The following is a 23,714-nucleotide window of genomic DNA, read 5'->3' on the forward strand; positions in this document are numbered from 1 at the left end:
CATAACGTGAAAGCAAACATGCGAGCCAATGTGCAAGCCTTCGGAGGTCATTTGACCGCCATGGTGCTGCCAAATATCGGAGCCTTTATCGCTTGGGGCTTTATTACTGCACTCTTTATTCCTACGGGCTGGATGCCAAACGAAGCCTTTGGCGAACTCGTGGGGCCAATGATCACTTACTTGCTGCCACTTTTGATTGGTTACACCGGTGGTCAGATTGTTGGTGAAAAACGCGGCGCGGTAGCGGGGGCTATCGGTACGATGGGCGTGATTGTCGGGGCTGATATACCCATGTTTGTTGGCGCAATGATCATGGGCCCACTGAGCGCTTGGGTTGTGGTGCAAGTGGATAAACGTATTCAACACCGCATACCTTCTGGTTTTGAAATGGTGGTCAACAACTTTTCGTTGGGTATCGTCGGTATGTTGTTGTGTTTGTTCGCTTACGAGATTGTTGGCCCTTCAGTCACCGCAGCAAACTTGTTTGTGAAATCAGGCATCGAAGCGTTGGTTGCAACGGGTTTCCTGCCTTTGTTAGCGATCATTAACGAACCAGCAAAAGTGTTGTTCCTGAACAACGCCATTGATCAAGGCATCTACTACCCACTAGGCCTGCAAGCGGCCGCAGAAACAGGCAAGTCCATCTTCTTTATGGTGGCATCTAACCCAGGCCCTGGTCTTGGTATGCTGCTGGCCTACGCGAAGTTTGGTCAGGGTTTGTCTAAACGTTCTGCGCCAAGTGCCATCATCATTCACTTCTTTGGTGGTATTCATGAGTTGTATTTCCCATACGTACTCATGAAACCAATCATGATTGTGGCAATGATTGCTGGTGCGGCGACAGGCATCGCAACCTTCAACCTATTCGATGCCGGTTTGGTCGCGGGTCCAAGTCCAGGCTCTATCTTCTCTTACCTTGCTCTTACTCCGAAAGGTAGCTTCATCGCGACCATCGCAGGTGTGACAAGTGCAACGATTGTCTCTTTCTTAGTAGCAAGTGCGATTTTGAAAGTGAGCAAATCAGAAGAAAAAGAAAGCGAGTTTGAGAAATCAGTTTCTGACATGAAAGAGATGAAAGCGGAAGGCGCAGTTAAGCCAGTTGCAGCTGCGACGACGCAAGAACTGAGCAAGCCAATTTCATTTGTCGCATTCGCATGTGATGCGGGTATGGGCTCTAGTGCAATGGGCGCATCGACCTTCAAACGCAAGCTGGTACAAGCTGGGATAGAGATTGAAGTGAAGAACTTTGCCATCGAGAAAGTCCCGAGTGAAGCCGATATCGTCGTGACACACGAGAGCTTAGAAAGCCGCGCAGTCAACGCGACAGGTTTACCAGTCGTAACGCTCAAGAACTTCCTCAACGACCCAGCGCTTGACGAGCTGATGGATAAGATTAAGCAACAAACGGTCGCGACTGAGCAACCAGCCTAACAATGCAGTTTGGGGCGGCAGATATCGCCCCAATTAGGAGAGAAATCATGGTACAAACAACGGCAGCGGTTATCTGTGGTGAGAAAAACGTTCAATTAAGAACCTTTGATTTACCAAACATTTCAGCCGACGAACTTCTGGTTAAAAACATTTCAAACAGCATTTGTCTATCCACTTACAAAGCAGCATTGTTAGGTAGCAAACACAAACGCGTTCCTGAAAACATTGACGAAGTGCCAGTGATGACAGGTCATGAATACGCAGGTGTTATTGTTGAAGTTGGTGAGAATCTAAAAGATCAATTCAAAGCTGGTGACTACTTTGTTTTGCAACCTGCCATGGGCTTGCCAACAGGCTACTCAGCGGGCTATAGCTATGAGACATTTGGTGGCAACGCGACGTATTCCGTTATTCCTAAAATCGCTATCGACCTAGGTTGCGTACTGCCTTACCACGGCGATTACTTTGCTGATGCGTCTCTGGCTGAGCCAATGTCTTGCATTATTGGTGCGTACCACGCGAGCTACCACACCACGCAATACGTGTACGAGCACGATATGGGCATTAAAGAAGGTGGTGCGTTAGCGCTTTTGGCGTGTGCTGGCCCAATGGGGATTGGTGCAATTGACTACGCGATCAACGGCCCTGTAAAGCCAAAACTGATCGTGGTGACGGACATCGACGCTGCGCGTTTAGACCGAGCTGAAAGTCTCATTCCCGTTGCAAAAGCTAAAGAGCAGGGCGTAGAACTGCACTACGTGAATACCGCTCAAATAGACGATCCGGTCGCGTATCTCAAAGCACTCAACGGTGGCAATGGTTATGACGATGTAATGGTCTACGCGGCGGTTGCTCAAGTGCTAGAACAAGCCGATGAGCTACTTGGCAATGATGGCTGCCTCAACTTCTTTGCTGGCCCAACGGATAAGAATTTCAAAGTGCCGTTTAACTTCTACAACGTGCATTACGAATCAACCCATATTGTAGGGACGTCCGGTGGTTCAAAGGGTGACATGGTGGAATCTATAGAGCTTTCCTCGCAAGGCAAGATCAACCCGTCTTTCATGATCACACATGTTGGTGGCTTACAAGCTGCGCCACATACGATTCTGAATCAGTTGGATATTCCGGGCGGTAAGAAGTTGATTTACCCACATATTGACCTGCCATTGACGGCGATTGATGACTTTTTATCGTTGGCAGACCAAGACCCGTTCTTTGCGGAACTCGATGCGATTTTGTGCGCGAACAACTATGTGTGGAACGCGCATGCAGAAAAAGCGTTACTTGAGTTTTATGACGTGAGCTTAACGGTTTAGTTGCAACGAACATGTGTGGTAGCCTTTGCGCTGCCACATAATGGAGAGGTCATAAGACGTTGTCACGTGAAGACGAATTACTGGAGAAATTGGATGAGTGTGAAAATGCCACTGCGTTTCTTCAGGTTTCTAACAAAATAATTAACCTCAAGTTAAAAGCATTACTTCCGAGTGTGTTCGTCCAAGACGACTTAGTGAAGGAGTATGCTGTGGATCCGTTATTGAGAGAAGATGGGCCATTGGTCACGACCGATGTTGTCTCCAAGTTGATGTTTGCGATGGGAAAAATCTCATTACAAACTTATGCAGACATTGGCTTGTACGATCAGGTATTGGAGTATGTGGTTACTCAGCCTGAAAAGATCGCGTTTACAGATGATGTGATTTATGACTTCATCAAAAACCAAGCGGTACTCTCTTCTCAGCAAGACTGCTTTTATCTTGAGTCGATCAATCAGCTAAAGTTCTCTTCGTTTGAGTCCTTTTCGCAAATGAGATACGAATCTCTCATCAAAACAGTGCTCAAGCTGTCGTGTGAAATGTTGATAGAAAGAATCGAAGAGGAAATCAATCAGTAAGGGTTCACCATGAAAGTGAATTTAAACGTCAGTGGCTTTGAAACCGAAGCAACCTTTCCCGATGCCGACGTAAAACGAATCCATCAGCCTCTTATCGAAAAATTTACTCGCCTCTATCATGAGAAGCAGGAACGCATAGTAGTGTTCTTGTGCGCTCCTCCGGGCAGTGGCAAGTCGACACTCGCTGCGTTCTGGGAATACTTGTCGGAACAAGATGAAAGCCAAGAGCCTTTACAAGTGCTGCCGTTTGATGGTTTCCACTATCCAAATGAGATCCTCGACAACAATACGATTGAACGAGATGGCGAGCTCGTGCCTCTGCGCAGTATTAAGGGATCCTATCAAACATTTAATCTGACGGAGCTTATCGACAAGCTCAAACAGCTCAAAATGAAAGATACAAAATGGCCATACTACGACCGCAATTTGCATGATCCAGTCGACGACGCCATTTTGGTAAATCGGAATGTGGTTGTCGTTGAGGGGAATTGGTTACTGCTTAATGAACCGGTGTGGAATGAACTGCATCGTTTGGCCGATTTTACCGTCTTTGTAGATACACAGCCTGAGTTTCTGCAAGAGCGTTTAGTCAATCGTAAGATTCGTGGTGGTACAGAGCCAGAAGCTGCATTGGAGTTTTATTTGAACTCAGATGCCGTAAATGTAGATAAGGTTTTAAATCACTCAATTCCAGCGGATCTCACGCTGTTTCTCAATCAAAACGGTTCGTTCGAAATTCGATAATTTGTCCACAATTTAGGAGGTCACCATGGATATCGTCGTTGATAGCCACACCCATACTATTGCCAGTGGACATGCCTACAGCACCATTTTAGAGAACGCATTGGCAGCCAAGAATAAGGGGTTAAAACTTCTTTGTACCACCGATCATGCTCCCGAAATGCCAGGAGCCCCTCACTACTGGCACTTCAATAATCAAAGAATTTTGCCCCGCTTTTTGCATGAGGTCGGTATTCTCCGTGGCGTTGAAGCCAACACTTTAAACGTCAAAGGCGAGATCGATCTTCCGCCTTCCTCTGATCAACATCTTGATTGGGTAATTGCTAGCTTTCATGAGCCCGTTTTTAGACCCGCAACCGAAGCGGAGCACACTGCCGCGCTGATTAACGTCATTAAAAGTGGCAGAGTGGACGTGTTAGGGCACTTAGGTAATCCCAATTACCCATTTGATATGGAGCAAGTGTTGCGTTGCGCTAAATCCCACAATGTAGCGATTGAGGTGAACAATACGTCTCTCACAGGCAAGAGCCGAAAAGGCAGTGATGCGCGCTGTGATCAAATTGTTGCCTTAGGAAAAGAGATTGGCGTGTATTTCAGTACCGGCTCTGATGCGCACTTTTGCGAAGAGATTTCAAAACTGGATCTCGCCATCGAATTGCTGGAAAAACATGGCGTGGAGAAGGACAAAATCCTAACGACTTCAACACGTCGTTTCTTGAAGTTCTTACTACTCAGAGGTAAACCACGCATTCCTGAGTTCGACGTGTTTTACTGATGTATGTGCATGAATAATCAAAAGTAGACCCCGCCAATCGGCGGGGTTTGTATTAGTTATGTACAAACTTGCTTACTTACAAAGGTGACTCAACGACTACATATTTACGATCTGCCCTAAGTGGCGCAAACCATGTGTCTTGGTATTTGAAATAGCTTTGCCCGTCTATCACTACCGTCTGCTTGGTGTGGGGAAGTGAGTCAACAATTTCGCCAAGCTTATAAGGACTTGGGGTTTTCCTAGTGATGGTTTTGCTTGTCTCTGTTGTCGTAGTGCTTACTTGGTTAGGAGAGGCAGAATAAGAGTTGGGTGAGGTTGTCACAGTACTTAAGCTCGTTGTTGTTGACGCTGAGTTAGGTAAAACATCACTACCACTGATGACTGTGTAATTTCCGGCTGGTGGGTTTTGGACATACACGTAACGACTGCCGCGCTGTTGATAATAGGCGTCTTGCACAATGGCATAGGTTACTCCAGCGAAAATCGCAAACGTAGCGATGCCAACCAGATCGTTATGGTAATAGTAATAACGACCACGATAAGGTGGATACCAATAACCAGGTCGCACATAAATGAAAGAGGAATGGTATCGCGGCGGTCTTATTACGACGGGTGGACGATGGTAGTAAGGTGGTCTGTAGTCGTGTGAAGGGCGATGGTGATGCGGCGGCCGAATCGGTCGCTCCGGACGATTTACAGGATGACTGTGGTGCTTATTGCCCGGTTGAGTAATGGGTTTCACCGAATGTTGCGGATGAGGTTTTGCCTGTAATGTTGTTGTGCCAAGTATCATGACAAACACACTGGTCGCAAGCCCTCTGAAAATTGATATGTAGTTCATAAAACGCCTCCCCTTGATATTGGAGAGTAGGGTGCTCAAAACATAAGTATAACAGAGCGAAACAATTAGGAAGCGTTAGGATCTGAGCGTTGTTCAAGTACTAGAGACAAGAGGCGCACCAGTAGGGACTGTGCTTCAGGTGATAGCAGCCGAGCAACCGTCACCAAATCTGATGCGGTCACGTGTTCTATCCCTCTAATATCGAGCGCGATATCGAGGTCAGTCAGATTTAGAGAGCGCAAAATAGAGCGGTATTGCGAAAGTTTGAGATCCGATTCGCCTCGCTCGATGCGTTGGTAGGTTTTGACGCTCATTCCTGCGATATTTGCCATTTGTTCACGCGACAAACCGTGCTCTTTTCGTCTAATAATGAGCGCTTCAACGATAGGGTCTACGTGCATGGCTTCTCCAGATAGGACAGTTTTGACCTAATCAACGCAAGAAGTGGACCACTTTAACCACCCTATCTTTACCCGATTTTAAAAAGGGTATAAGAATGGCGTTCTAATTAAATGTGCAATTATTTCAGTCAGTTCTTATAAAAATGGAAAAGCATCAGTCATATAAATCAATTACAGCAAAAGTTTCTATTCGCAAAATGCAACGCATTTTAGATCAGCTGCTGAATGAAATTGATGAGAAACACCGCGCTTCAAAAGAGAATGTTGTGACATTGACTCGGCAGTCACAGCATCGTCTGATGAGCTATAAAGAGCTTTATCTTCACCGTGAGGCTATAGCCGAAAGTGAACTGCTGTTGGCGTATGAAAGTATGAGTGATACAGAGAAACAGATAGCTGATATGGGGCTATCAGAACTAACTTATGCCATTGAAGCGCTAGATAGAGCGTGCTAACGCATTGCACAATATCGTCAACGATTGGATTGTGTTGAATAAAGGGAATAATAAACAAAGAAGGGATGCAAATGCTGGGGAACCACACCCAGCATTCGGACACTCATTTACCTAAATTTTCGAACCGTAAATCAGTGTTTAGAGGTATGTGAACCGAAGCGAGTCGGTACGCAGCGAATAATAGCGATATTGTCTGATCTAGGCTACGTCCTTGGAATCTAATACCTTAATCTAAACTGTAAATTAATTTGTACACACGCCAATAATTGAGCGCTCCAGCACGTTCTTTTTCTCATTAAGCGATAAAAGACTAACTAGCGATGAAAATAGCAACATATCTATTGCTCTAGCAAAGGGTTGTTAAAATATATCGCTGTAAGACTGACCTTTTGCTTTTCAATCGTCCTAGTTATGCCTTACAATCTTTTTCGGACCAAATCCATTCATAAAGAATGGGGTTGATGATTCCAGATGAACGATTTTGCTTCGAACCCAAAGTTGTCACATCTCATCAGCCATTAACATCGCCCAAAACGACTCCCGATTCATTCATGTGCAATTGAACTAACCACCTTTTGCTGAATGTTTCTTGTGACAGGGGTTCTTGTATCCATTTTCTGGCTAAGAGAGAAGTAGGGTCGTTTTGTGTCTGTGCTTTGGATGCTGCACAGCAGGCGAGAGATAAACGGATTGAATTTAGAGGTATTAACCGTGAACCTAAAACTTGTCGGCAGCTCCCTGATCGTTGCAGGTACTGCTCTTGGCGCTGGTATGCTTGCCATACCTATGGTGCTTGCTCAATTTGGCCTCCTTTGGGGCACTCTTCTTATGTTGTTCATCTGGGCTGGAACGACTTATGCCGCTTTGCTTCTACTTGAAGCGAGTTGCAAAGTCGGTGGTGGCGTAAGTATGAACGCAATCGCCCGCGAAACACTTGGTAAAGGCGGTCAGTTAGTGACTAATGGCCTGCTTTACGCGTTGCTTGTTTGTCTATTGATGGCTTACATCATTGGCGCTGGCGATCTAGTGCAAAAAATCACGGCATCAGTCGGCCTTTCTGTTTCCACTGTTTCTAGCCAAGTTGGCTTTACTATCTTAGTGGGTCTGATTGTTTCTGCTGGCACTGGTGTGGTCGACAAGCTGAACCGTGGTCTGTTTATCGGTATGATTGTTGCGCTTGTTTTAACGCTGTTTGCTCTTGCTCCTAGTGTTTCATTCGAAGGCCTAAACGAAGTCGTTAGTAGCGACAAAATGGCACTGATCAAAACCAGTTCTGTGCTATTCACCAGTTTTGGCTTTATGGTCGTCATTCCTTCGTTGGTGACTTACAACAAAGAAGCGAGCAAAACTCAGCTGCGCAACATGATCGTTGTCGGCTCTACGATTCCTTTGGTTTGTTACCTATTGTGGTTGTTTGCGGTTGTGGGTAATTTGCCGCCACATGAGCTGGTACAGTACTCAAACGTCACTGAACTTATCTCGGTTCTTGGTCAACAGTACAATGGCTTGGAGTTTATTCTGTCCATGTTTACTGGTTTGGCATTGCTAACTTCATTCTTGGGTGTGGCAATGGCGCTTTACGACCAAAACGCGGACTTGCTCAAAACCAGCAAGCCAGTGGTATTCGTCACCACATTTATTCTGCCGCTACTTGGTGCTGTATTTGCTCCGGAACATTTCTTAGCAATTTTAAGCTACGCAGGCATTATTCTTGTGTTCTTGGCAGTTTTTGTTCCATTGTCGATGACAATGAAAGTGCGCCGTGTACCTGTCGAAGACAACAGCGTTTATGAAGCTGGTGGCGGTGTGATGGGCATGAGTATGATCTTCCTGTTTGGCTGTTTCCTACTATTTGCGCAAGCTGTGTAATACAAGCACATTGAATACATGAGCCGCCCGTTGAAAAACGAGCGGCTTTTTTAATGGCAATGACATAAGTTTTACGAGAGATGACGGCTTTGACGTCGTGCTGATAATTGTTCATAAGCTCTGACCGAGAGGTGATACTCCTTAGCGAACGACTGACATGTGGTAAGCAGATGCTGACTAATATGGTGATAGTTATATCGATAAGGGGAATCGTTGTGTCAAAGCAATTATCTGTTGCCATGGTTGGCGTTATGCTGTCTTTGGGTGTGTTCAGTGCGGAAGCGATGGCAGATCCAAAACACAGACTCGGTCATAAACACGAGCATCATCATGACCATCACCACCATAAACGTAAGCACAAGCATAAACACCGACATCATGATGTGATTGTGGTGAACCCAAGGCCGCCAAGGCACCAATACTACTATTACGACCGCATTCCTCGTAATAGCACTTACATTCAAATTGGTAACTTTACGTATTTAAAAGTGGATGACCATTATTATCGTCGTTCAAGTGACCGATATATCCATGTAAAACTATAGATACAAAAACAGCGAGCTAGGCTCGCTGTTTTTGTTGATGAAAGACCTAAACCGTAAAGCGATTTAGGATTTCATCCTGCTTGCGTACATTGTCGTGTTGAGATTGCATCGCTTCGTTAGTGCGGTTTGCAGAATCAGCAACTTGAGTGGATAGGTCTTTAATGTTGACCGTGTTGTTGTTGATTTCTTCCGCGACAAGGCTTTGTTCTTCTGCCGCAGAGGCGATTTGTAAGTTCATGTCTGAGATCCGTTGAATCGCATCACGAATGCGTTGTAGCGCATCATTCGCCAAATCGGCTTTTTCTACCGCTTCTACAGCACTGCCTTTGCTTTGATGCATTGCGCTTGCCACCGAAGAAGCGCCAGATTGTAGCTGTTCAATCATGCTGCGAATTTCTGTTGTCGATTCCTGTGTACGTTGTGCCAGTGTGCGAACTTCATCGGCCACTACAGCAAAACCACGACCAGATTCACCTGCGCGTGCAGCCTCGATTGCAGCATTCAATGCAAGTAGGTTGGTTTGGTCTGCAATATCGTTGATAACTTTAAGAATCGTTTCGATGTTTGCTGTTGCTGACTCTAACACTTGAACTTCTTCAACCGCCAAATCAATGCTGTCTGAGAGCATATTAATGGTTTGTGTTGATTCGCTCACCACTGATGAGCCTTCAATGGTTGCTTGATCGGCTTCTTTCGCAGCGCTTGCGGCGCCTTGTGCGTTGTTCGCAACTTCTGTCGCGGTGACAGACATTTCGTGCATTGCGGTTGCCAGTTGCTCCAATTCTTGAAGCTGAGTTTGAATGGCACCAGCGGAGTCGCGTGCGCCTTCTGCCGTGATTTGAGTGCCAGTAAGAATCTGATCAGAGATAGATTTCGATTCAATGATCTGCTGCTGAAGATTTTCCATGAAGGTGTTGAAGTTTTTCGCTAGCTCAGAAAACTCCTGATCGGTGTCAGTTTCTAGGCGTTGCGTTAAATCACCTTTGCCAGATGCGACGTCTTTAATTGCCGTGTTTAGTGTATCTAGCGGGCGCATTAGGGTTCTGATCAGAAGTGTTAATGCGATAACTGAAGCAAGTACAGCGATGATTGAGTAAATGATCGCGCTATTACGTAGCTCTCCAACCACTGAGTAAGCTGCTGTTTCATCAATGATTGCACCCACGTACCAGTTCTCACTTGGGATATGAGTAAGGCTAACCATGTAAGGATTGTTATCAACTTCGATGTGTTGAGTCGCCTTATTTAAGTCAACTTGCGGTAGGTAGCTATTGAGCTTTTCACCGTTGTACTTACTTTGCGGGTGCGCAATCGTCGTGCCATCGTCAGTGACTAAGAACAAGTAACCAGCATCAAATAGGTTCACTTGGTTAACTAGGTCGGAAAGGGTAGTTAGCTCTAGGTCGTAAAACATGCCAGCTAAGAACTGGCCGTTTTGTTTTACTGGCGTACCAACAGAGATGATCACATTCTTAGATGATGCATCAACATAAGGGTCGGTAACCACCAAATCGCCTTTGTTTTTGGCTGCGATAAACCAAGGGCGTTGGCGAGGATCATAATCAGGCCCTGCATCCCAACCGTCGTCGTTTTCAATCACGAAGCCATTACTTTCGTAACCAAAACCAATCGCTAGGAAGCTCGATTTCGGAGTTGGCTTTTCAAGAATGTCTTTTACGTATGTGCGGTCGTTTGGTGATAGTTCTATGATCTCTGTGATCGAGCGTGCGAGATCTTTCTTCGCGTTCATTTCGGATTGAACGGTGTTGCTCACACTGGTCAAAATCTCTTTAACGCTTGAACTGATGTGCTCCTGAGTTTGAGAACGAATCGTCATAACTTGTTGCGTCGATAGTAGCGACACAGTAATTAGCAGCAAAATTGAAGAGGCGGTGACAACCTTATGTCTGAATTTCATGAGTTTTCCTCTAAGTCTCCCGGATAGTTTTCTTCTGCTTCCACCTCTTTTTTGGTTCGGGTGAATTCGGCAGAAAAAGAAACCTGTTGTGTTTGATTACTTTCTTATCGACATCTTTATCAAAAACATGAATCCATTTGTTGTCTTTTTTAACTAAAATTAAACAAAATGGTGATTTGAGTTAAAACTTGTGAGTTTGATCTGATTAGTGAGCCATCTTAATGAAAGCGTCATAATGAAAGGAATTGCTTAAAGAGTACTGTTGCTAACAGGTTTGATTGAGGAGTTTAGTAAAGTTTTATTTATTATAAATAAGCATTTATAGAGGTTTTTTCTTTGTAAATTATAGAGTTTACGTTGGGGGCGAAGTTAAGTAGGGAAGTAAGCCAAATTTTGTTTGTAAAAAAGGCCCCGACAGAGCGGAGCCTTTGTGTATGCTTTGATTTTAGAAAATCAGATGCGCAACACCAGCAATCACAGGAAGTGTAATCAGCGTACGCAGAATGAAGATAACAAACAGTTCTACGATGTTAACTGGAATCTTGCTACCTAGTAGTAGTGCGCCAACTTCTGACATGTAAATCAACTGAGTAACAGACATTGCTGCGATAACAAAACGAGTCATTTCGTTGTCGATAGATGCCGCCAGAATCGCAGGGATAAACATATCTGCAAAGCCAACCACGATAGTTTGCGATGCTTGTACTGCTTCAGGAATTTGTAGCAACTCTAAGTAAGGAATGAATGGCTGACCAAGGATCTCAAACACTGACGTGTATTCAGCAATCACTAGTGCAACGGTACCCAAACCCATAACCACAGGCAGTACGCCAAACACCATATCGATAGCGTTGTGCACACCTTCTTTGAATACGGACTGAACAGATTTTACTTCTGCAGCGCGTTTTAGAGCTAAGTCCATGCCCCAAGAGAATGTCGTGTGACCTTCTGGCACTGCATCTACATCTTCTGCTGGCTTGCTGCCGTCAATGTAGCGGTCTTTTTTCAGGCTTAGAGGCGGCAAACGAGGAATGATAACCGCAGCCACGATACCTGCTAAACAGATAGCTCCGTAGAAAGGTAGGAACAGGTGTTCAAGTTGAACCTGAGCAATAACAACTAAGCTGAATGTGATCGATACCGCTGAGAACGTTGTACCAACAACTGCCGCTTCACGTTGAGTGTAGAATTTGTTTTCGTACTGCTTGCTTGTCAGTAAGATGCCCACACTGCCATCACCCAACCATGATGCCATACAGTCGATCGCACTACGGCCAGGTAGGTTAAATACCGGACGCATTACTTTACTTAATAGCGCGCCAAATAGTTCTAGAAGACCGAAGTTAAGTAGTAGAGGAAGCAGAAGGCCAGCAAAAATGAATACTGCGAATAGCGTTGGTAGAAGACCAGTTAAAACAAGGCCGCCGGTGTTTTCTTCCCAAATCGCTTTTGGACCTACTTGGAAGAACGTCATCAATACCGCAGCACCACCGATTAGGCGAACAACAAGCCAAAGTGGAGACGGGTTGAAAAGTCCGTTTAAGAAACCGTTACGAAGGATCGCTGCTGGCTTGAAAATTTTACAAAGAACAGAAGCGACAGCCATGAAAGCGATAATAGCGGTAACGATAGCAATAAGTGCATCGCCAAGTAAGGCAGGAATGACTTTTGCCATGACTGCAACAGGGATAGTGAGGTCGCCATTGTAAGAAATAGGCGCCATAAACAGCAGAAGACCGATTAGGGATGGAATGAAGAACATCCAAAAGTTGCCCTTAGGTGCTTCAGTAGCATTGGTGTTGTTATGCATAGTTTTCTCGTGTTACTACTAGTCAATACTCGCCATATTCCATGACATAAATATTCACTAAACATCCGTATTTAATCACAGTGATGCGGAGGGTACCCGCAAACTGCATCCATTGCAATACTATTCATTAAATACATGTAGTTATTCAGCCGATTTATCGGATAAATTGCCAAATAACGCCATTGTGTATATGAAAATGTTGCGTGTGTTAGAAAATTGTAGCACGAGAGGCGTGCTGTGCAGATTCTTATGGGGCGCAGTGTGACTGGAATAATAAAAAGACGGGCAAATGTGATTACGATCTCACGTAAATTACCTTGGTTTTTAGGCTTAACCTTAATAGTACTAAGGGCTATAGAAGGCTGTATTGAGTGTTATATAAAGAAAGTTGAGACAGTCGAAGGTGGATTGGAATGAAGCAGAGTCGCAACGGATTCATGCATTGATGGCTGAATCCGTTGCTTGAAATTAAGCGTTTTGGTTGCGACTGATGGAGTAAAGGTAAGCCCAGTAAATTAGCGCGATACCAAAGGCTAAAATTGCAGGAAATACCAGAGCATACAAGCCATAAGCCATAAATAAGGCAGCGCCGACGCTCCCGCCTAGTAAAAAACCAAAGAAGATGAATAGAAACAACTTAGCTTTACGGCGGTCAAATTGACGTCCTCGTAAGCTCTCACCAATCATAATGCCAAGGTCGGTAATGATCCCCGTCATGTGTGTCGTTCGGACAACTGCGCCACTAAAAGTGGTGATCATCGCATTCTGCAAACCACATGCTGCTGACGCTAAGTATTGGCCGTAGGAGTCGCCCTCGACCAAGAAGCCTAAACTTAACAGTAACAAACTCCCTTCAATACAAAGTGCTACACCATAGCGTCGGCCAAGCTTTAAAGCGCTACTCTCAATAAAGAAGCCGCTAAACGCAGAGCCAATCAAAAAGCTGAATACGATAAAGAGCAGGTGAATGGAATTATCCATACCTGTTAATAGGCTATTCCCTAGCTGAGTTACGGTTCCGGAAAGATGCGTTATCGCTTGATGTTGAAAGCCGAGAAGACCAACGGCATTGACGCAGCCCGCGAGAAGGGCAAGTAGAAACGCGCCATATTCCACCCAACGAGGAAGTCTGGAAATCACAATAAAACCCCACCACATGTTAGGAGCAGATTATAACGCTCACACTGAGTTACGAAACCTTTTCCTGTTCAACTCGGTTGATCATTCTCAAAAAAATCTCATTTATAGAGCTTTTGCTCAGATAATAACAAGCCAATGAAGGGGGATTCCCCTCTATTGAATGTGTTCCATTGTGCACTCGAAACTCACCCAGCCATGTTTCCTTTGCTCATAAATCGAAATTTTTGGCTCATGAAATTCGGTGTTATTGAAAATTCCAACGGGAACAACAACGATTTCGGGAGCTGCAGATAACAACAATCGCATCGTCGTGCCACAAGCAGGGCAAAATTCGTATTTCACTTCATTACCATCGTCGCTGATTCTGGTGTAGTTGGTCGTGTCACCATCTAAAATGACCTGCTCCTTATCGAATTTGGCCTGGACACCAAAAACGCTGCCTGTTCGTTTCTGGCATTCAAAGCAGTGACAAATAGAGGTTCGCAGAGGTTCATCTTTACAGCGAAGTTGAACTAAGCCACAGGCGCACTCTCCGGTGTGAATTATGTTTGTCATCGTTATTACCTATCGATTGCCCACTAAACAGTTTATACCTAAATCCGCTCGAGTGATTTCACGATACTTGGTTCATCGAGATTTGAGTGTATGCGGTGATCCTATTCGAATTGGTATATACTCCGAACACAATTTTTAGAACAAAAACAAGGAAGTCGCCATGGCTCGCAGCAGAATTCTGCCAATTCCACTCATTCTTCTTATTCCTATCGTGCTATTAGCGATTGTTATCATTGCTGGTGTGTATCGCTTTAGCTTGTCTGATGATGAAATCATGGCCAAGTTTCCGCAAGCAGAGGTGCAATCTAATCCTATCGTTGCCGAAGTGTTGGGAGTGCAAGCGAAGAATCCGTGGACAATTCAAGTACCAGAGCAAAATGCCGTCTCTTTTTTAGAAGAGTGGGACAAGGAGAATGGCTACCTGATTGGTCAGTATGATGCAGGCGCGACAAAGGGGCAGGTTTTGGTACCGACCGCGTTTATCGCTCAACGTAAAATCAACAAAGAATTTTGGATTGCGGCGCCGATGATTGTTACGACTCAAGGCTCAGGGGCATTTTATTATGTTGGGTTATTTAAGTTTGATCCGATCCCGAGCCGAGTGGTGTTGCTAGACAGCGTGTTTATTGGTGATCGAGTTAAATTTGCTCAAATCAATTGGCAAACGGATACCAAAATTGCTATTTCATTCCTAACGCATGGCGAAAGTCAATCCATGGCAGATGAGCCAAATCAATCAAATTCAGCCACTCTAACCCGTGTAGGTAATAACCTACATATGCAACAGTGATGAATTTTTTTTGACTTCTGTAAAAATTAAGTGTTTTCTGCGCTAGATCTCGAAATTTCATAGTGATTTCTTATACGGGAATGCATAAGCTATGAGCCTTGTTTGAAAGGAGATAGTAATTCCCGTGTCTACAAATGAAATTACAAAACGGTTGCCGAATCTGACAAGTCGTAGAGCGCTACTGTTATACTCCTTGCCAGTTTTAGTTGCGATAGGTGTTTCTCACTCTCTCAAAGAGTCATCTTTAACTAAAACCATCGCATTAAACCTGCCAGAATCGCAGGTTGTTGAACGAATTCTTGATGCGACGACTGCGGAAGTCGTCACTCCACCTAATTTTGAGTATCAAATCCAAGCTGGCGATAATTTAAGTACTATCTTTAGCCAACTCGGTTTCGGTTACAGTTCATTAATGAAAGTAATGGAAACGGATTTGAACTACCTTGCACTTGATACCTTAAAGCCTGGTAATACGCTGCGTTTTTGGCGCAATGATGCCACAGGCGAGCTAGAAAAAATGGAACTGCAATTTTCGATTGCAGATAAAGTGGTTTACCAGCTGAACAGCGATGGTGGCTATGACTTTACCGATATTTCCATTCCTGGTGTTTGGCGTCAGGAGCCGCTAGTTGGCGTAATTCAAGGCAGTTTCTCTTCTTCCGCGAATCGTTTAGGTCTGAGTTCTGCAGAAATCAGCCAAGTGGTGAGCTTGCTAAAAGAGCAGGTAAACTTTGGGCGTGATCTTCGTGCGGGTGACCGATTTGAAGTGGTTCGTCGTTCACAAACTATCAATGGTGTTTCAACTGGCAAGAATGAAATCGAAGCGATCAAAATCTACAATCGTGGTCGTGAGATAACCGCGTATCTTCATACGGATGGTCAGTTCTACAACGCGAAAGGTGAAAGCCTACAGCGTGCGTTCCAACGTTATCCTGTGAGCCGTAGTTGGCGTATCAGTTCTGGATTTAACCCGAATCGTTTACACCCAGTAACAGGCCGTGTTGCACCGCATAACGGTACTGACTTTGCTGTGCCAACTGGCACACCAGTAGTGTCGACGGGGGATGGTACTGTGATTATGACCCGTAAGCACCCATATGCGGGTAACTACGTTGTTGTTGAGCACGGTAACAAATACAAAACGCGTTACCTGCATCTAAGCAAGATCTTAGTGAAGAAAGGCCAAAAAGTTTCTCGCGGTCAGCGTATCGGCTTGTCTGGTAAAACAGGCCGAGTTACTGGTCCACACCTTCATTATGAATTGATCGAGTACGGACGCCCTGTCAACGCGATGCGCGCGAATATTCCGATGGCGAGCTCTGTTCCTAAGAAGGAGATGGCAACCTTCATCGCGAATCGAGATGAAATGGATAAGCTACTAAAAAACAAAGAGAAAGCGGTTTTATAGCTGTTTAGGCTCTTAATCGAAACAAAAAGACCAAGCAATTGCTTGGTCTTTTTTATGCGCGTTTGACTTGTCTATCGTTAATCATGTGTACCAATTCATCGACGTTGTGTGGGCGAGAATAGAAGTAGCCTTGAATATAATGACAACCCATGTCGATAAGCTTATTTAGCGCCCTGTCGTCTTCTACGCCTTCTGCAATTAAGTCGACATCCAACAGTTGAGCTAACTGGGCTATCAGATACACCACTTGCTCTGACGTTTTGTTCGAGAGCATATTGCGCACAAATGTGGCGTCAATTTTGATGCTGTCGATAGGGTAATTATGAATGTAATTTAAGCTCGAATAGCCAGTGCCGAAGTCATCCAGTGCGACTTTAAAACCAAGATAACGAAGCGAGTTCAAAACCATCTGCTCGCGCCCACTTTGAGAAAGCAAAACGGTTTCAGTGAGCTCTATAACAAAGTCCGAAGCATCGTGACCGTATCGCTCGAGCAAGGTTGTTAGGTGGTTGATGTAGCGGTTTGAATCGACCAGTTCGTGTGCAGAGCAGTTGATGGATAGCTTCACGGTATAACCGAGGTGGGCCTCTAACTCTTGCTTCGCAATACATGCTAACTCTATGATTCGCTCACCTAATTCGATGATTAATCCCGATTGCTCTGCCGCTTCAATAAACTCCGCAGGGGAGATGTTGCCATACACACTGCTGTTCCAACGAGCGAGTATTTCAAAGTAATCCCAGCGATCATTGTTTACATCAACAATCGGTTGTAACACCACGTAAAGCTCATGACTTTCAGTAATGCTCGTGCTTAATTGAATGCGCATCGCTTCAATCAGTTGCGTTTGACGATGATAAAGCGCACTTAAGTGCGTGTCGTAATGTTGAATTCGTGTGTCACGGTGTTTTTTGCAATCTTTCAACGCTAAGCTGGCATTTAGGATCAGTTCATCACTGTTGAGCATGTGAACAGGCGCACGTGCAATGCCAATGCTCACGGTAAAAGAAATACGATTGGATTTGTCACTGTAACCGGCTTCAATTTTATCGAGCACTTCCTGACATACAGCCACGGGATCTTCATCGTAAGTAATAAAGGCAAACTCGTCGCCAGCAACGCGAAAAGCGTTATTTGGGGAAGACAAGCTCTGTTGAATCGCATTTGCAGTAAACTTGATGATCTGGTCACCAATGTAGTTCCCGTTGATGTCGTTTATCGATTTGAAGTTGTCGATATCCAGATACGCCAGATTAAAAGGGCGGGTGGCTTGCTGCGTTAATGTTTCTAGCGTGTCTGCCAAACAGCTGCGGTTCAACAAACCGGTGAGGTTGTCATGGGAGACTTCGTAGCTAAGTTGGTTTAGGAGTTTGTCCGAACGCTCGCTGACCCATTTTTCACGAAGGCTATGGATAATCACATTGGCATAAAAGCGATGAAGTTCGAGCACATCTTGTGCTTCTTTCGCGTGAATACTTCGAGTAAAAGTAGACAGCAAAATCCCAAGCACTTCGCCACTTTGTGTTTTCAACGGTAGGCCAAGGTAAGCTTGAACGCCATCATCCTGAAACATCTGGTCTTCAGGAAAGCGTTTATAGACCTGATCTTGGTAAAAGATGTGCTCGCCAATGTCTTTCGCGACTTTTTCACATGGAGTGCCCGACAGGTGGTAACTGAGGTTATCTGAGATCTCTCCGCCACTTGCAAAGGAAATGGTGTGCGCAGCATGTTGAAGATGAGCCACTTCAACAACGCATGTACAATGACTCTTCAACTGTTGATGGATATCTAAAGTCACTCTGTTGAGCAGAGCGCTCCCATTGAGCTTCAATATTTCATCAAGCTTTTGGACACTGATTTGTACATGATCCATTAAACACGTTACCTAGCCGTTATTAATTTCATATCGTGCTTTGATAGTTGTGCGACACGACGACTTATAATTTGATATGCATCAAGTAAACTATCGTTTACTTCAGGAGATTTTTCAAACTTTGAATCCCAACAGATAAGGAATTAACACTAATAGGTGAGTCTAGTAAGACTAGAGTGTTATCAAAGTTTGAGGCATTAATTTCAAAGTAGTCGCTTACTCACACATTTAACAAGAAAACTATCAAATTAGATGCGTTTTTCTTCTTCTAAACGGGATTTTAGATAGTCGAGGAACAATTGGGTGCGGGTGTGTTGATAATCCAGTTTTGGGTAGTACGCATACACCGTAGCCTCGTCGGCTGTAACATCCGGCAAAATAGGCACTAGCGCCCCGGATTTTAAATCGTCTTTGATCATTACGTTGTTGGTCATCAAGATACCCATTCCGCGTTTTGCTCCATGAAACAGAGCTTCTGGATTGGTCGTTGCGAAGTTGCCTGACAAGCTCACTCTTTTACCTCGGTTGGTTTTGATCTCTCTTGCAGGTTTTTCTCCCCAAATCAAAATATTGTGTTTTGTCAGCTCTTCAACATTTTGTGGCGCGCCGTATTTTTCTAAGTAACTCGGCGCTGCATAAAACTGAGCTTTGTGTTCGAACAGCGGGGTGGCTTTAAAGCTTAATGAATTGAGCTGTTCTAAATGACGACTGATGAAGAGATCCAAACTCAGTTCCGGCAGTTGACCGGGTAGCGTCGTGGTGAGTTGCAGAGTGATATCGGGGTATTTTTCTAGAAAATCATCAAGGTAGTGGACTAAAAACTTAGAACCTACTGCCAACGTTGCGCCAATCTTTAACAGACCGGCCGGAGACTGGTTTACTGAGCGAGTTTCATCTAACACGGACTGCCAAGAGTCAAGTTGCACTTTGGCTCGCTCGTAGAATAGGGCACCAGCTTCGGTTTGACTTATTGAACGAGTGGTACGCTTGAGTAACTGGACGCCAATTTTGTCCTCTAACCACTGGATACGCTTGCTGATGGCAGAGCTTGTCGTGTTGAGCTTCCGTGCGGCTGCATTGAAGCTGCCTTCTTCGATAACTCGAATGTAACTTTGTACACTTTGAATCCAATCCATTAAGTCCTCCGAGGAAATAATTCCTTTCCAATTTAGCTGATTATCATCGTTGAGTATCAAATATACACTGTTTGCAATAAGTCTGTAATACAAGTGGGAGGGGACTAGTGCGTAAAACACCGTTGTTACTTGCGATGATGATCATTGCTACTGGCCAGGTTGGCGTCAGTATCTATCTTCCTTCTTTACCGCTCATTGGCCATGACCTTAACTTGCCACAACCTTCGATTCAGAGTTTGGTGACGTTATTTTTGGTTGGTTTCGGTGTGTCACAGCTATTTTACGGTCCGCTTTCTGATGCCATTGGACGACGACCGGTGTTTATTCTCGGACAAAGCATCTGTTTAATCGGTACCGTCATTTGTATCGTCTTTGGCGATAACATTTCTGCACTTGAGGCAGGGCGATTGCTGCAAGGATTAGGAGCCGGCAGTGCCTCTGTTTTAGGGCGCTCAGTGCTACGGGACAGTTATGACGGTATGCAGTTAACTAAAGCTTTGTCGTATATCTCTGTCACTGCTTCTGTCATGCCGATTGTCGCGCCTCTTTTTGGCGGATGGATTGCGTACCACTTTAGCTGGCAAGCGGTATTTGTCTTTGTGCTGCTTTACTTGTTGGCGATATTTATCCTTGGCTACTTGGTCCTGCCAGAAACGCTGCCGTATCCAAAACGCAAGTTCGAGGTAAGGCAAGTCATGGTGAATTACTTCTACTTGCTAACGAACAAGCAAGTTATCGGGAGTGCCAGTTATAACTGGTTAAGCTACCTATCTGGCTTAGTGACACTGTCTTTATATCCATTTTTGATGCAGCAAGAATTGGGCTTAACCGCGGCTGATTATGGTTCTTTGATGATTATTCCGTCAGCTGGTTTGTTGATGGGGAGCCTCGTCCTCAATTTGATCAATAACCGTTATAAAGCACAGCAAATACTGTTGATGAGCTTTGCGATTGTCGCGCTTTCTGGGTGTTTACTGTTGGTGACGCCGTTTACGGTTGCATCGTTACTGGTCGCATTCACGTGTTTGAGTTTTGCGCAAGGGATGTCTTTTCCTGTTTCGATAAGTTTGTTGTTGTCTCCGCATAAGCAGCAAGCTGGGGCAGTGTCTGCATTGTCTGGCTCAATTCAAATGTGTTTAGCGGGTTTGTTTGGTGGCTACTTGGTTGAAAAGTGGGTGACAGATCAGCATCAGCTAGGCATTTTTTATCTATTTATCGCTCTAATTTCTTGCATCGTACTGGTGGTTAGCCAATATCGAAGGGCACCTCGTCAGACTGCGCAACCGGAAGCTTCCAGTTGAATGTTCCAGTGAAGGGAAATGTACTTGCAAGGTTAGTGGCTCCTTTCTAAAATGCGCAGCTAAATTAAGTCAGGCTTAGTGAATGACTTGAGTAAGTCGCGCTGAACTTGTTTCAATCAAGGAACAAGGTTTGGCGCGGTACTTTGATTCAAGCTAGCGCAGTAGTTTCTGCAAACTGACAACTCGCTCTCCAATCGTTAGGTGAAAGAATGCAACAAGACGAATTTGAAACACTGGTAAAAGAAATTACCTTGCAAGAAAACATGCCAAAGGCGCTAGAACTACTTAAAGCGTGTGAGGAAGAAGAAGTTGCACAAGCGGCAGAATCCCTAACTGGTCAGTTTGGTCTTGCAGAAGTTGATGGCGAAAAACGTATTTACCACATCACTCTACAAGAAGACGAGTCCGGTGTAGAGCAGGAATACGTTGAGCATGTCATGAATGAAGGCGACAACATGATTAAGTTTGCAGCTTGGTTTTTCGAAACTTTCTTTGAGATCAAGCAGAAAGACACCTACATGGCTGCAGGTAAAACTTACCAGCAACCGAAGCGATAAACAGGCTTTCTAAAAAATCAAAAAGTACTTTCTGAAAGAAAATTACAAAATAAACGTGACGTGCATCTTGTTTTTGTCTTATTGTGGTGTAAAATTACAACATAGTTAAGTCAATACATTCAGGAGAAGGTCATGGGTAACGAAATTGGTGGTGCTTACATTGGCCAGATGATTGCAAAAGACGCGATGCACAAAGCGCTTTACGGTAAAGCGAAGAAGAAAAAAGCTTCTATTTTTGCTCGTGTTATGAAAAAACTGGCGAATTAATGCAGAAAAGCCCTGATTGAAAAATCAGGGCTTTTTGTTTCTATCAACCAAATATTTATACGGTCTTTATGCTAGTGCGATAACGACTATGCCGATTGGCTTGGTATTTCTACGACGTTATTCGGCACCTTGTCTAACCCCTTTGCGGCTAACCACTTTTCTAGGTTATCTGCGCCTCCGACGTATTTTCCCTCTAACCAAATTTGCGGCACGGTCACTGGTGTTTTCTCACCGATGATCGCTTTAACTTCTGGGATCATTCTATACAGGGCAGCGCTGTTTTTGACGACATCGTGATACTCGTACTTAATACCAGCATCGTCGAGTAACTGTTTAGCTTTGACGCAATACGGACAAGTGGCTTTTCCGTAAACGATGTTGCCTTTCAGTTCATCACGTTTTACCCACTCCGAAATGACCGATTGCACGAGCACGCCTCGGTTTAGCGCTTCCCCTTGGCTCACGACTTTACCTTCAACCAGAAGAATAGGGGCGTGCCATGCACCGACTTTCAAAGGTTCCCACCAGTGAGATAACCAATCTTTCATTTCGAGTTCGACTGGTACATCCGCCAATTCGTTCGCGAAGGTGTCCACTAAAATATCTTTGGTTAGCGTACACTCGCCGCATGGGATGTTCACTTTGAACGGCCCCCAATTGCCAGCCCAGCGATAAAGTGTGATTTTGATTGGTTGTGTCATAGGCTGTTCCTCATTTCCTTTCCTGAAAATATAGAACTCAAAAGCTAGATTTTTCTTTCAACTAACTTTGTCTTTTTTGCTTCCCAGTGCGTGATGAATGCAATCGACGCCACAATAATCGCAGCGCCTAGCCACAAACGACCAGGAGGCACCCATCCAAAGACCATCCATCCAGCCAGCACATTTAAAGGCAGTTTAGCGTGATCGAAGGGTTGAACGAAGGAAGCGTCCGCAACTGCGTAAGCTTTCACAATCGCCCATTGCGCTAATGCTGTTAGTGCACCAGCAAAAAGAAGGATCAGCCAAATAGTCCAGTCACTAGGCATGGTAAAGCTTGGTATCGCTAGCACAATATTGAAAGGCGTGATCAGTAACAACAAGTAAACCACCATGGTAGACGGTGGATCGTTTACCGACATCTTTTTCACCATCAAAGAATACGCCGCCCAAAAGAAGGCCGCCCCAACAGGCAGTAGAGTTGCCCAAGTGAAGGAGTCTGACCACGGCTCTAAGATGATCATGGCACCGATAAAGCCAGTTAGTGTGGCAAGCCAGCGTGCGGTGCCCACTTTCTCTTTCAAGATAAGCCCTGAGCCTACGGTCGCAAACAGCGGAGAAGTCATTAGCAGCGCAATGCCTTGCCAAATCGGAACAGGGTAAGCGAGCGCCCAAAGCCACAGTTGGATACCGATAACAGAGAGAAAAATACGAAAAGCGTGCCAGCCAAAATGTTGAGTTCTCAAAGAGCGTCGAATGCCTAGCGTTCTTAGATAAGGAAGAATAACGAACAACGCGATCGCGTATTGAAACAATGCAAAAGTGGTGGAAGACACACCAAAGTGGATGCTTGCGATTTGGGCAAAGCTATTCACGATGGCGAATGCCAATCCTGCAGTTAGCATCCAAGAAGCACCTTGAACAGGATGATGATTCAATTGAATATTTCCGGTTTGAAAGAGGTAGACGGATAATACGTCCTAAAGCTTTTTGCGCAAATAAAAAAATGCCTCCCAGAGGGAGGCGACATTACCAATTCAAAGGACGTGCCTGTCATTACAGGTACAAAGAACGAGAAGCACAAACGCTGCCATGCATTTGCATTTCTAGTATTGCAGAACACGTGCCAATTTTTATCTTTATGATTTATAAGTATTTTTATTTTATGGCGATGCCAAGGTTAGAAGGTATGCACTAAGTCAGTGATAAATTGCATTAAAAGAGGGCAGAAGTGGTGGCTCTGAGGCTCGTATTTTTTAGTGGAGCAGTGAAGGGGTAACAGAATAAAGATGAAAATTCATTGCTT

23 protein-coding genes are annotated in these 23,714 nt (G+C 44.7%); 13 read left to right on the forward strand and 10 right to left on the reverse strand.

Translation table 11 applies throughout. The features are described from left to right. The first annotated feature begins 6 nt into the window (after positions 1-6). From DYB02_RS22720 to DYB02_RS22740, 5 genes are read left to right on the forward strand one after another with little or no spacing between them, the layout of a single operon-like run. On the forward strand, positions 7-1,431 hold the full coding sequence (locus DYB02_RS22720) for a PTS mannitol transporter subunit IIBC (protein ID WP_015313003.1): 1,425 nt from the start codon (positions 7-9) through the stop codon (positions 1,429-1,431). A gap of 47 nt (positions 1,432-1,478) precedes the next feature. Then, the gene (locus DYB02_RS22725; RefSeq protein ID WP_029804201.1) at positions 1,479-2,750 is read left to right on the forward strand and encodes a zinc-binding dehydrogenase; all 1,272 of its coding nucleotides are present in this window, start codon (positions 1,479-1,481) and stop codon (positions 2,748-2,750) included. Between the two features lie 59 nt (positions 2,751-2,809). After that, positions 2,810-3,328, forward strand: coding sequence for an MltR family transcriptional regulator (locus tag DYB02_RS22730; protein WP_005462031.1), 519 nt, complete (start codon positions 2,810-2,812; stop codon positions 3,326-3,328). A 9-nt stretch (positions 3,329-3,337) separates the two neighbouring features. Further along, positions 3,338-4,072: a nucleoside/nucleotide kinase family protein gene (locus tag DYB02_RS22735; RefSeq protein WP_025628692.1), complete on the forward strand. Its 735-nt coding sequence runs from the start codon at positions 3,338-3,340 to the stop codon at positions 4,070-4,072. Between the two features lie 25 nt (positions 4,073-4,097). Next, positions 4,098-4,844: a phosphatase gene (locus tag DYB02_RS22740; protein ID WP_025575240.1), complete on the forward strand. Its 747-nt coding sequence runs from the start codon at positions 4,098-4,100 to the stop codon at positions 4,842-4,844. Positions 4,845-4,920: 76 nt separating this feature from the next. On the opposite strand, the gene DYB02_RS22745 is transcribed toward DYB02_RS22740, so the two are convergent. After that, positions 4,921-5,685, reverse strand: coding sequence for a hypothetical protein (locus tag DYB02_RS22745; RefSeq protein WP_029806579.1), 765 nt, complete (start codon positions 5,683-5,685; stop codon positions 4,921-4,923). 65 nt (positions 5,686-5,750) lie between these two features. Then, positions 5,751-6,086, reverse strand: a complete 336-nt coding sequence (locus tag DYB02_RS22750) for a helix-turn-helix transcriptional regulator (RefSeq protein WP_029806577.1) — start codon at positions 6,084-6,086, stop codon at positions 5,751-5,753. A gap of 143 nt (positions 6,087-6,229) precedes the next feature. Between DYB02_RS22750 and DYB02_RS22755 the strand changes: the two genes are divergently transcribed. The 3 genes from DYB02_RS22755 (at position 6,230) to DYB02_RS25790 (ending at position 8,955) form a co-directional block, all read left to right on the forward strand. Next, a complete protein-coding gene (locus DYB02_RS22755) occupies positions 6,230-6,541 on the forward strand; it encodes a hypothetical protein (protein WP_021448112.1) in 312 nt (103 codons plus the stop codon). Positions 6,542-7,252: 711 nt separating this feature from the next. Next, positions 7,253-8,410 (forward strand): amino acid permease, encoded by a 1,158-nt coding sequence (locus DYB02_RS22760; RefSeq protein WP_005462067.1) that lies wholly within the window; start codon positions 7,253-7,255, stop codon positions 8,408-8,410. 215 nt (positions 8,411-8,625) lie between these two features. Then, positions 8,626-8,955, forward strand: a complete 330-nt coding sequence (locus tag DYB02_RS25790; RefSeq protein WP_029806575.1) for a VPA0510 family protein — start codon at positions 8,626-8,628, stop codon at positions 8,953-8,955. A 46-nt stretch (positions 8,956-9,001) separates the two neighbouring features. Here the strand turns inward: DYB02_RS25790 and DYB02_RS22770 are convergent, their stop codons facing one another. The 4 genes from DYB02_RS22770 to DYB02_RS22790 form a co-directional block, all read right to left on the reverse strand. Beyond that, the gene (locus DYB02_RS22770; RefSeq protein ID WP_020835035.1) at positions 9,002-10,873 is read right to left on the reverse strand and encodes a methyl-accepting chemotaxis protein; all 1,872 of its coding nucleotides are present in this window, start codon (positions 10,871-10,873) and stop codon (positions 9,002-9,004) included. Between the two features lie 445 nt (positions 10,874-11,318). Next, positions 11,319-12,683: a YjiH family protein gene (locus DYB02_RS22775; RefSeq protein ID WP_005462024.1), complete on the reverse strand. Its 1,365-nt coding sequence runs from the start codon at positions 12,681-12,683 to the stop codon at positions 11,319-11,321. 468 nt (positions 12,684-13,151) lie between these two features. Further along, on the reverse strand, positions 13,152-13,823 hold the full coding sequence (locus tag DYB02_RS22785) for a YoaK family protein (protein ID WP_015313010.1): 672 nt from the start codon (positions 13,821-13,823) through the stop codon (positions 13,152-13,154). 153 nt (positions 13,824-13,976) lie between these two features. Then, positions 13,977-14,378, reverse strand: coding sequence for a GFA family protein (locus DYB02_RS22790; RefSeq protein WP_025552882.1), 402 nt, complete (start codon positions 14,376-14,378; stop codon positions 13,977-13,979). 160 nt (positions 14,379-14,538) lie between these two features. Between DYB02_RS22790 and DYB02_RS22795 the strand changes: the two genes are divergently transcribed. Then, positions 14,539-15,168 carry a hypothetical protein gene (locus tag DYB02_RS22795; protein ID WP_005482728.1) on the forward strand — a complete coding sequence of 210 codons (630 nt, stop codon included), beginning with the start codon at positions 14,539-14,541 and terminating at the stop codon, positions 15,166-15,168. A 124-nt stretch (positions 15,169-15,292) separates the two neighbouring features. Next, the gene (shyA, locus tag DYB02_RS22800; RefSeq protein ID WP_011106286.1) at positions 15,293-16,576 is read left to right on the forward strand and encodes a peptidoglycan DD-endopeptidase ShyA; all 1,284 of its coding nucleotides are present in this window, start codon (positions 15,293-15,295) and stop codon (positions 16,574-16,576) included. Between the two features lie 52 nt (positions 16,577-16,628). Here shyA and DYB02_RS22805 read toward each other — a convergent pair whose 3' ends face one another. Continuing rightward, on the reverse strand, positions 16,629-18,449 hold the full coding sequence (locus DYB02_RS22805) for a putative bifunctional diguanylate cyclase/phosphodiesterase (RefSeq protein ID WP_005461969.1): 1,821 nt from the start codon (positions 18,447-18,449) through the stop codon (positions 16,629-16,631). Between the two features lie 248 nt (positions 18,450-18,697). Next, a complete protein-coding gene (locus tag DYB02_RS22810; RefSeq protein WP_005461973.1) occupies positions 18,698-19,585 on the reverse strand; it encodes a LysR family transcriptional regulator in 888 nt (295 codons plus the stop codon). A gap of 107 nt (positions 19,586-19,692) precedes the next feature. Between DYB02_RS22810 and DYB02_RS22815 the strand changes: the two genes are divergently transcribed. The 3 genes from DYB02_RS22815 (at position 19,693) to DYB02_RS26000 (ending at position 21,710) form a co-directional block, all read left to right on the forward strand. Continuing rightward, the gene (locus DYB02_RS22815; protein WP_005482745.1) at positions 19,693-20,886 is read left to right on the forward strand and encodes a multidrug effflux MFS transporter; all 1,194 of its coding nucleotides are present in this window, start codon (positions 19,693-19,695) and stop codon (positions 20,884-20,886) included. A gap of 209 nt (positions 20,887-21,095) precedes the next feature. After that, the gene (locus DYB02_RS22825) at positions 21,096-21,443 is read left to right on the forward strand and encodes a hypothetical protein (RefSeq protein ID WP_020835039.1); all 348 of its coding nucleotides are present in this window, start codon (positions 21,096-21,098) and stop codon (positions 21,441-21,443) included. Between the two features lie 132 nt (positions 21,444-21,575). Further along, entirely contained in the window at positions 21,576-21,710 is a 135-nt protein-coding gene (locus tag DYB02_RS26000) for a hypothetical protein (protein ID WP_005461920.1), read from the forward strand. An 86-nt stretch (positions 21,711-21,796) separates the two neighbouring features. On the opposite strand, the gene DYB02_RS22835 is transcribed toward DYB02_RS26000, so the two are convergent. Both DYB02_RS22835 and DYB02_RS22840 read right to left on the reverse strand, forming a co-directional pair. Continuing rightward, positions 21,797-22,411: a glutaredoxin domain-containing protein gene (locus DYB02_RS22835; RefSeq protein ID WP_029804672.1), complete on the reverse strand. Its 615-nt coding sequence runs from the start codon at positions 22,409-22,411 to the stop codon at positions 21,797-21,799. 44 nt (positions 22,412-22,455) lie between these two features. Continuing rightward, a complete protein-coding gene (locus DYB02_RS22840; protein ID WP_005491704.1) occupies positions 22,456-23,313 on the reverse strand; it encodes a DMT family transporter in 858 nt (285 codons plus the stop codon). Between the last annotated feature and the right edge of the window lie 401 nt (positions 23,314-23,714).

The organism is Vibrio parahaemolyticus (assembly GCF_900460535.1).
Classification (GTDB): domain Bacteria; phylum Pseudomonadota; class Gammaproteobacteria; order Enterobacterales; family Vibrionaceae; genus Vibrio; species Vibrio parahaemolyticus.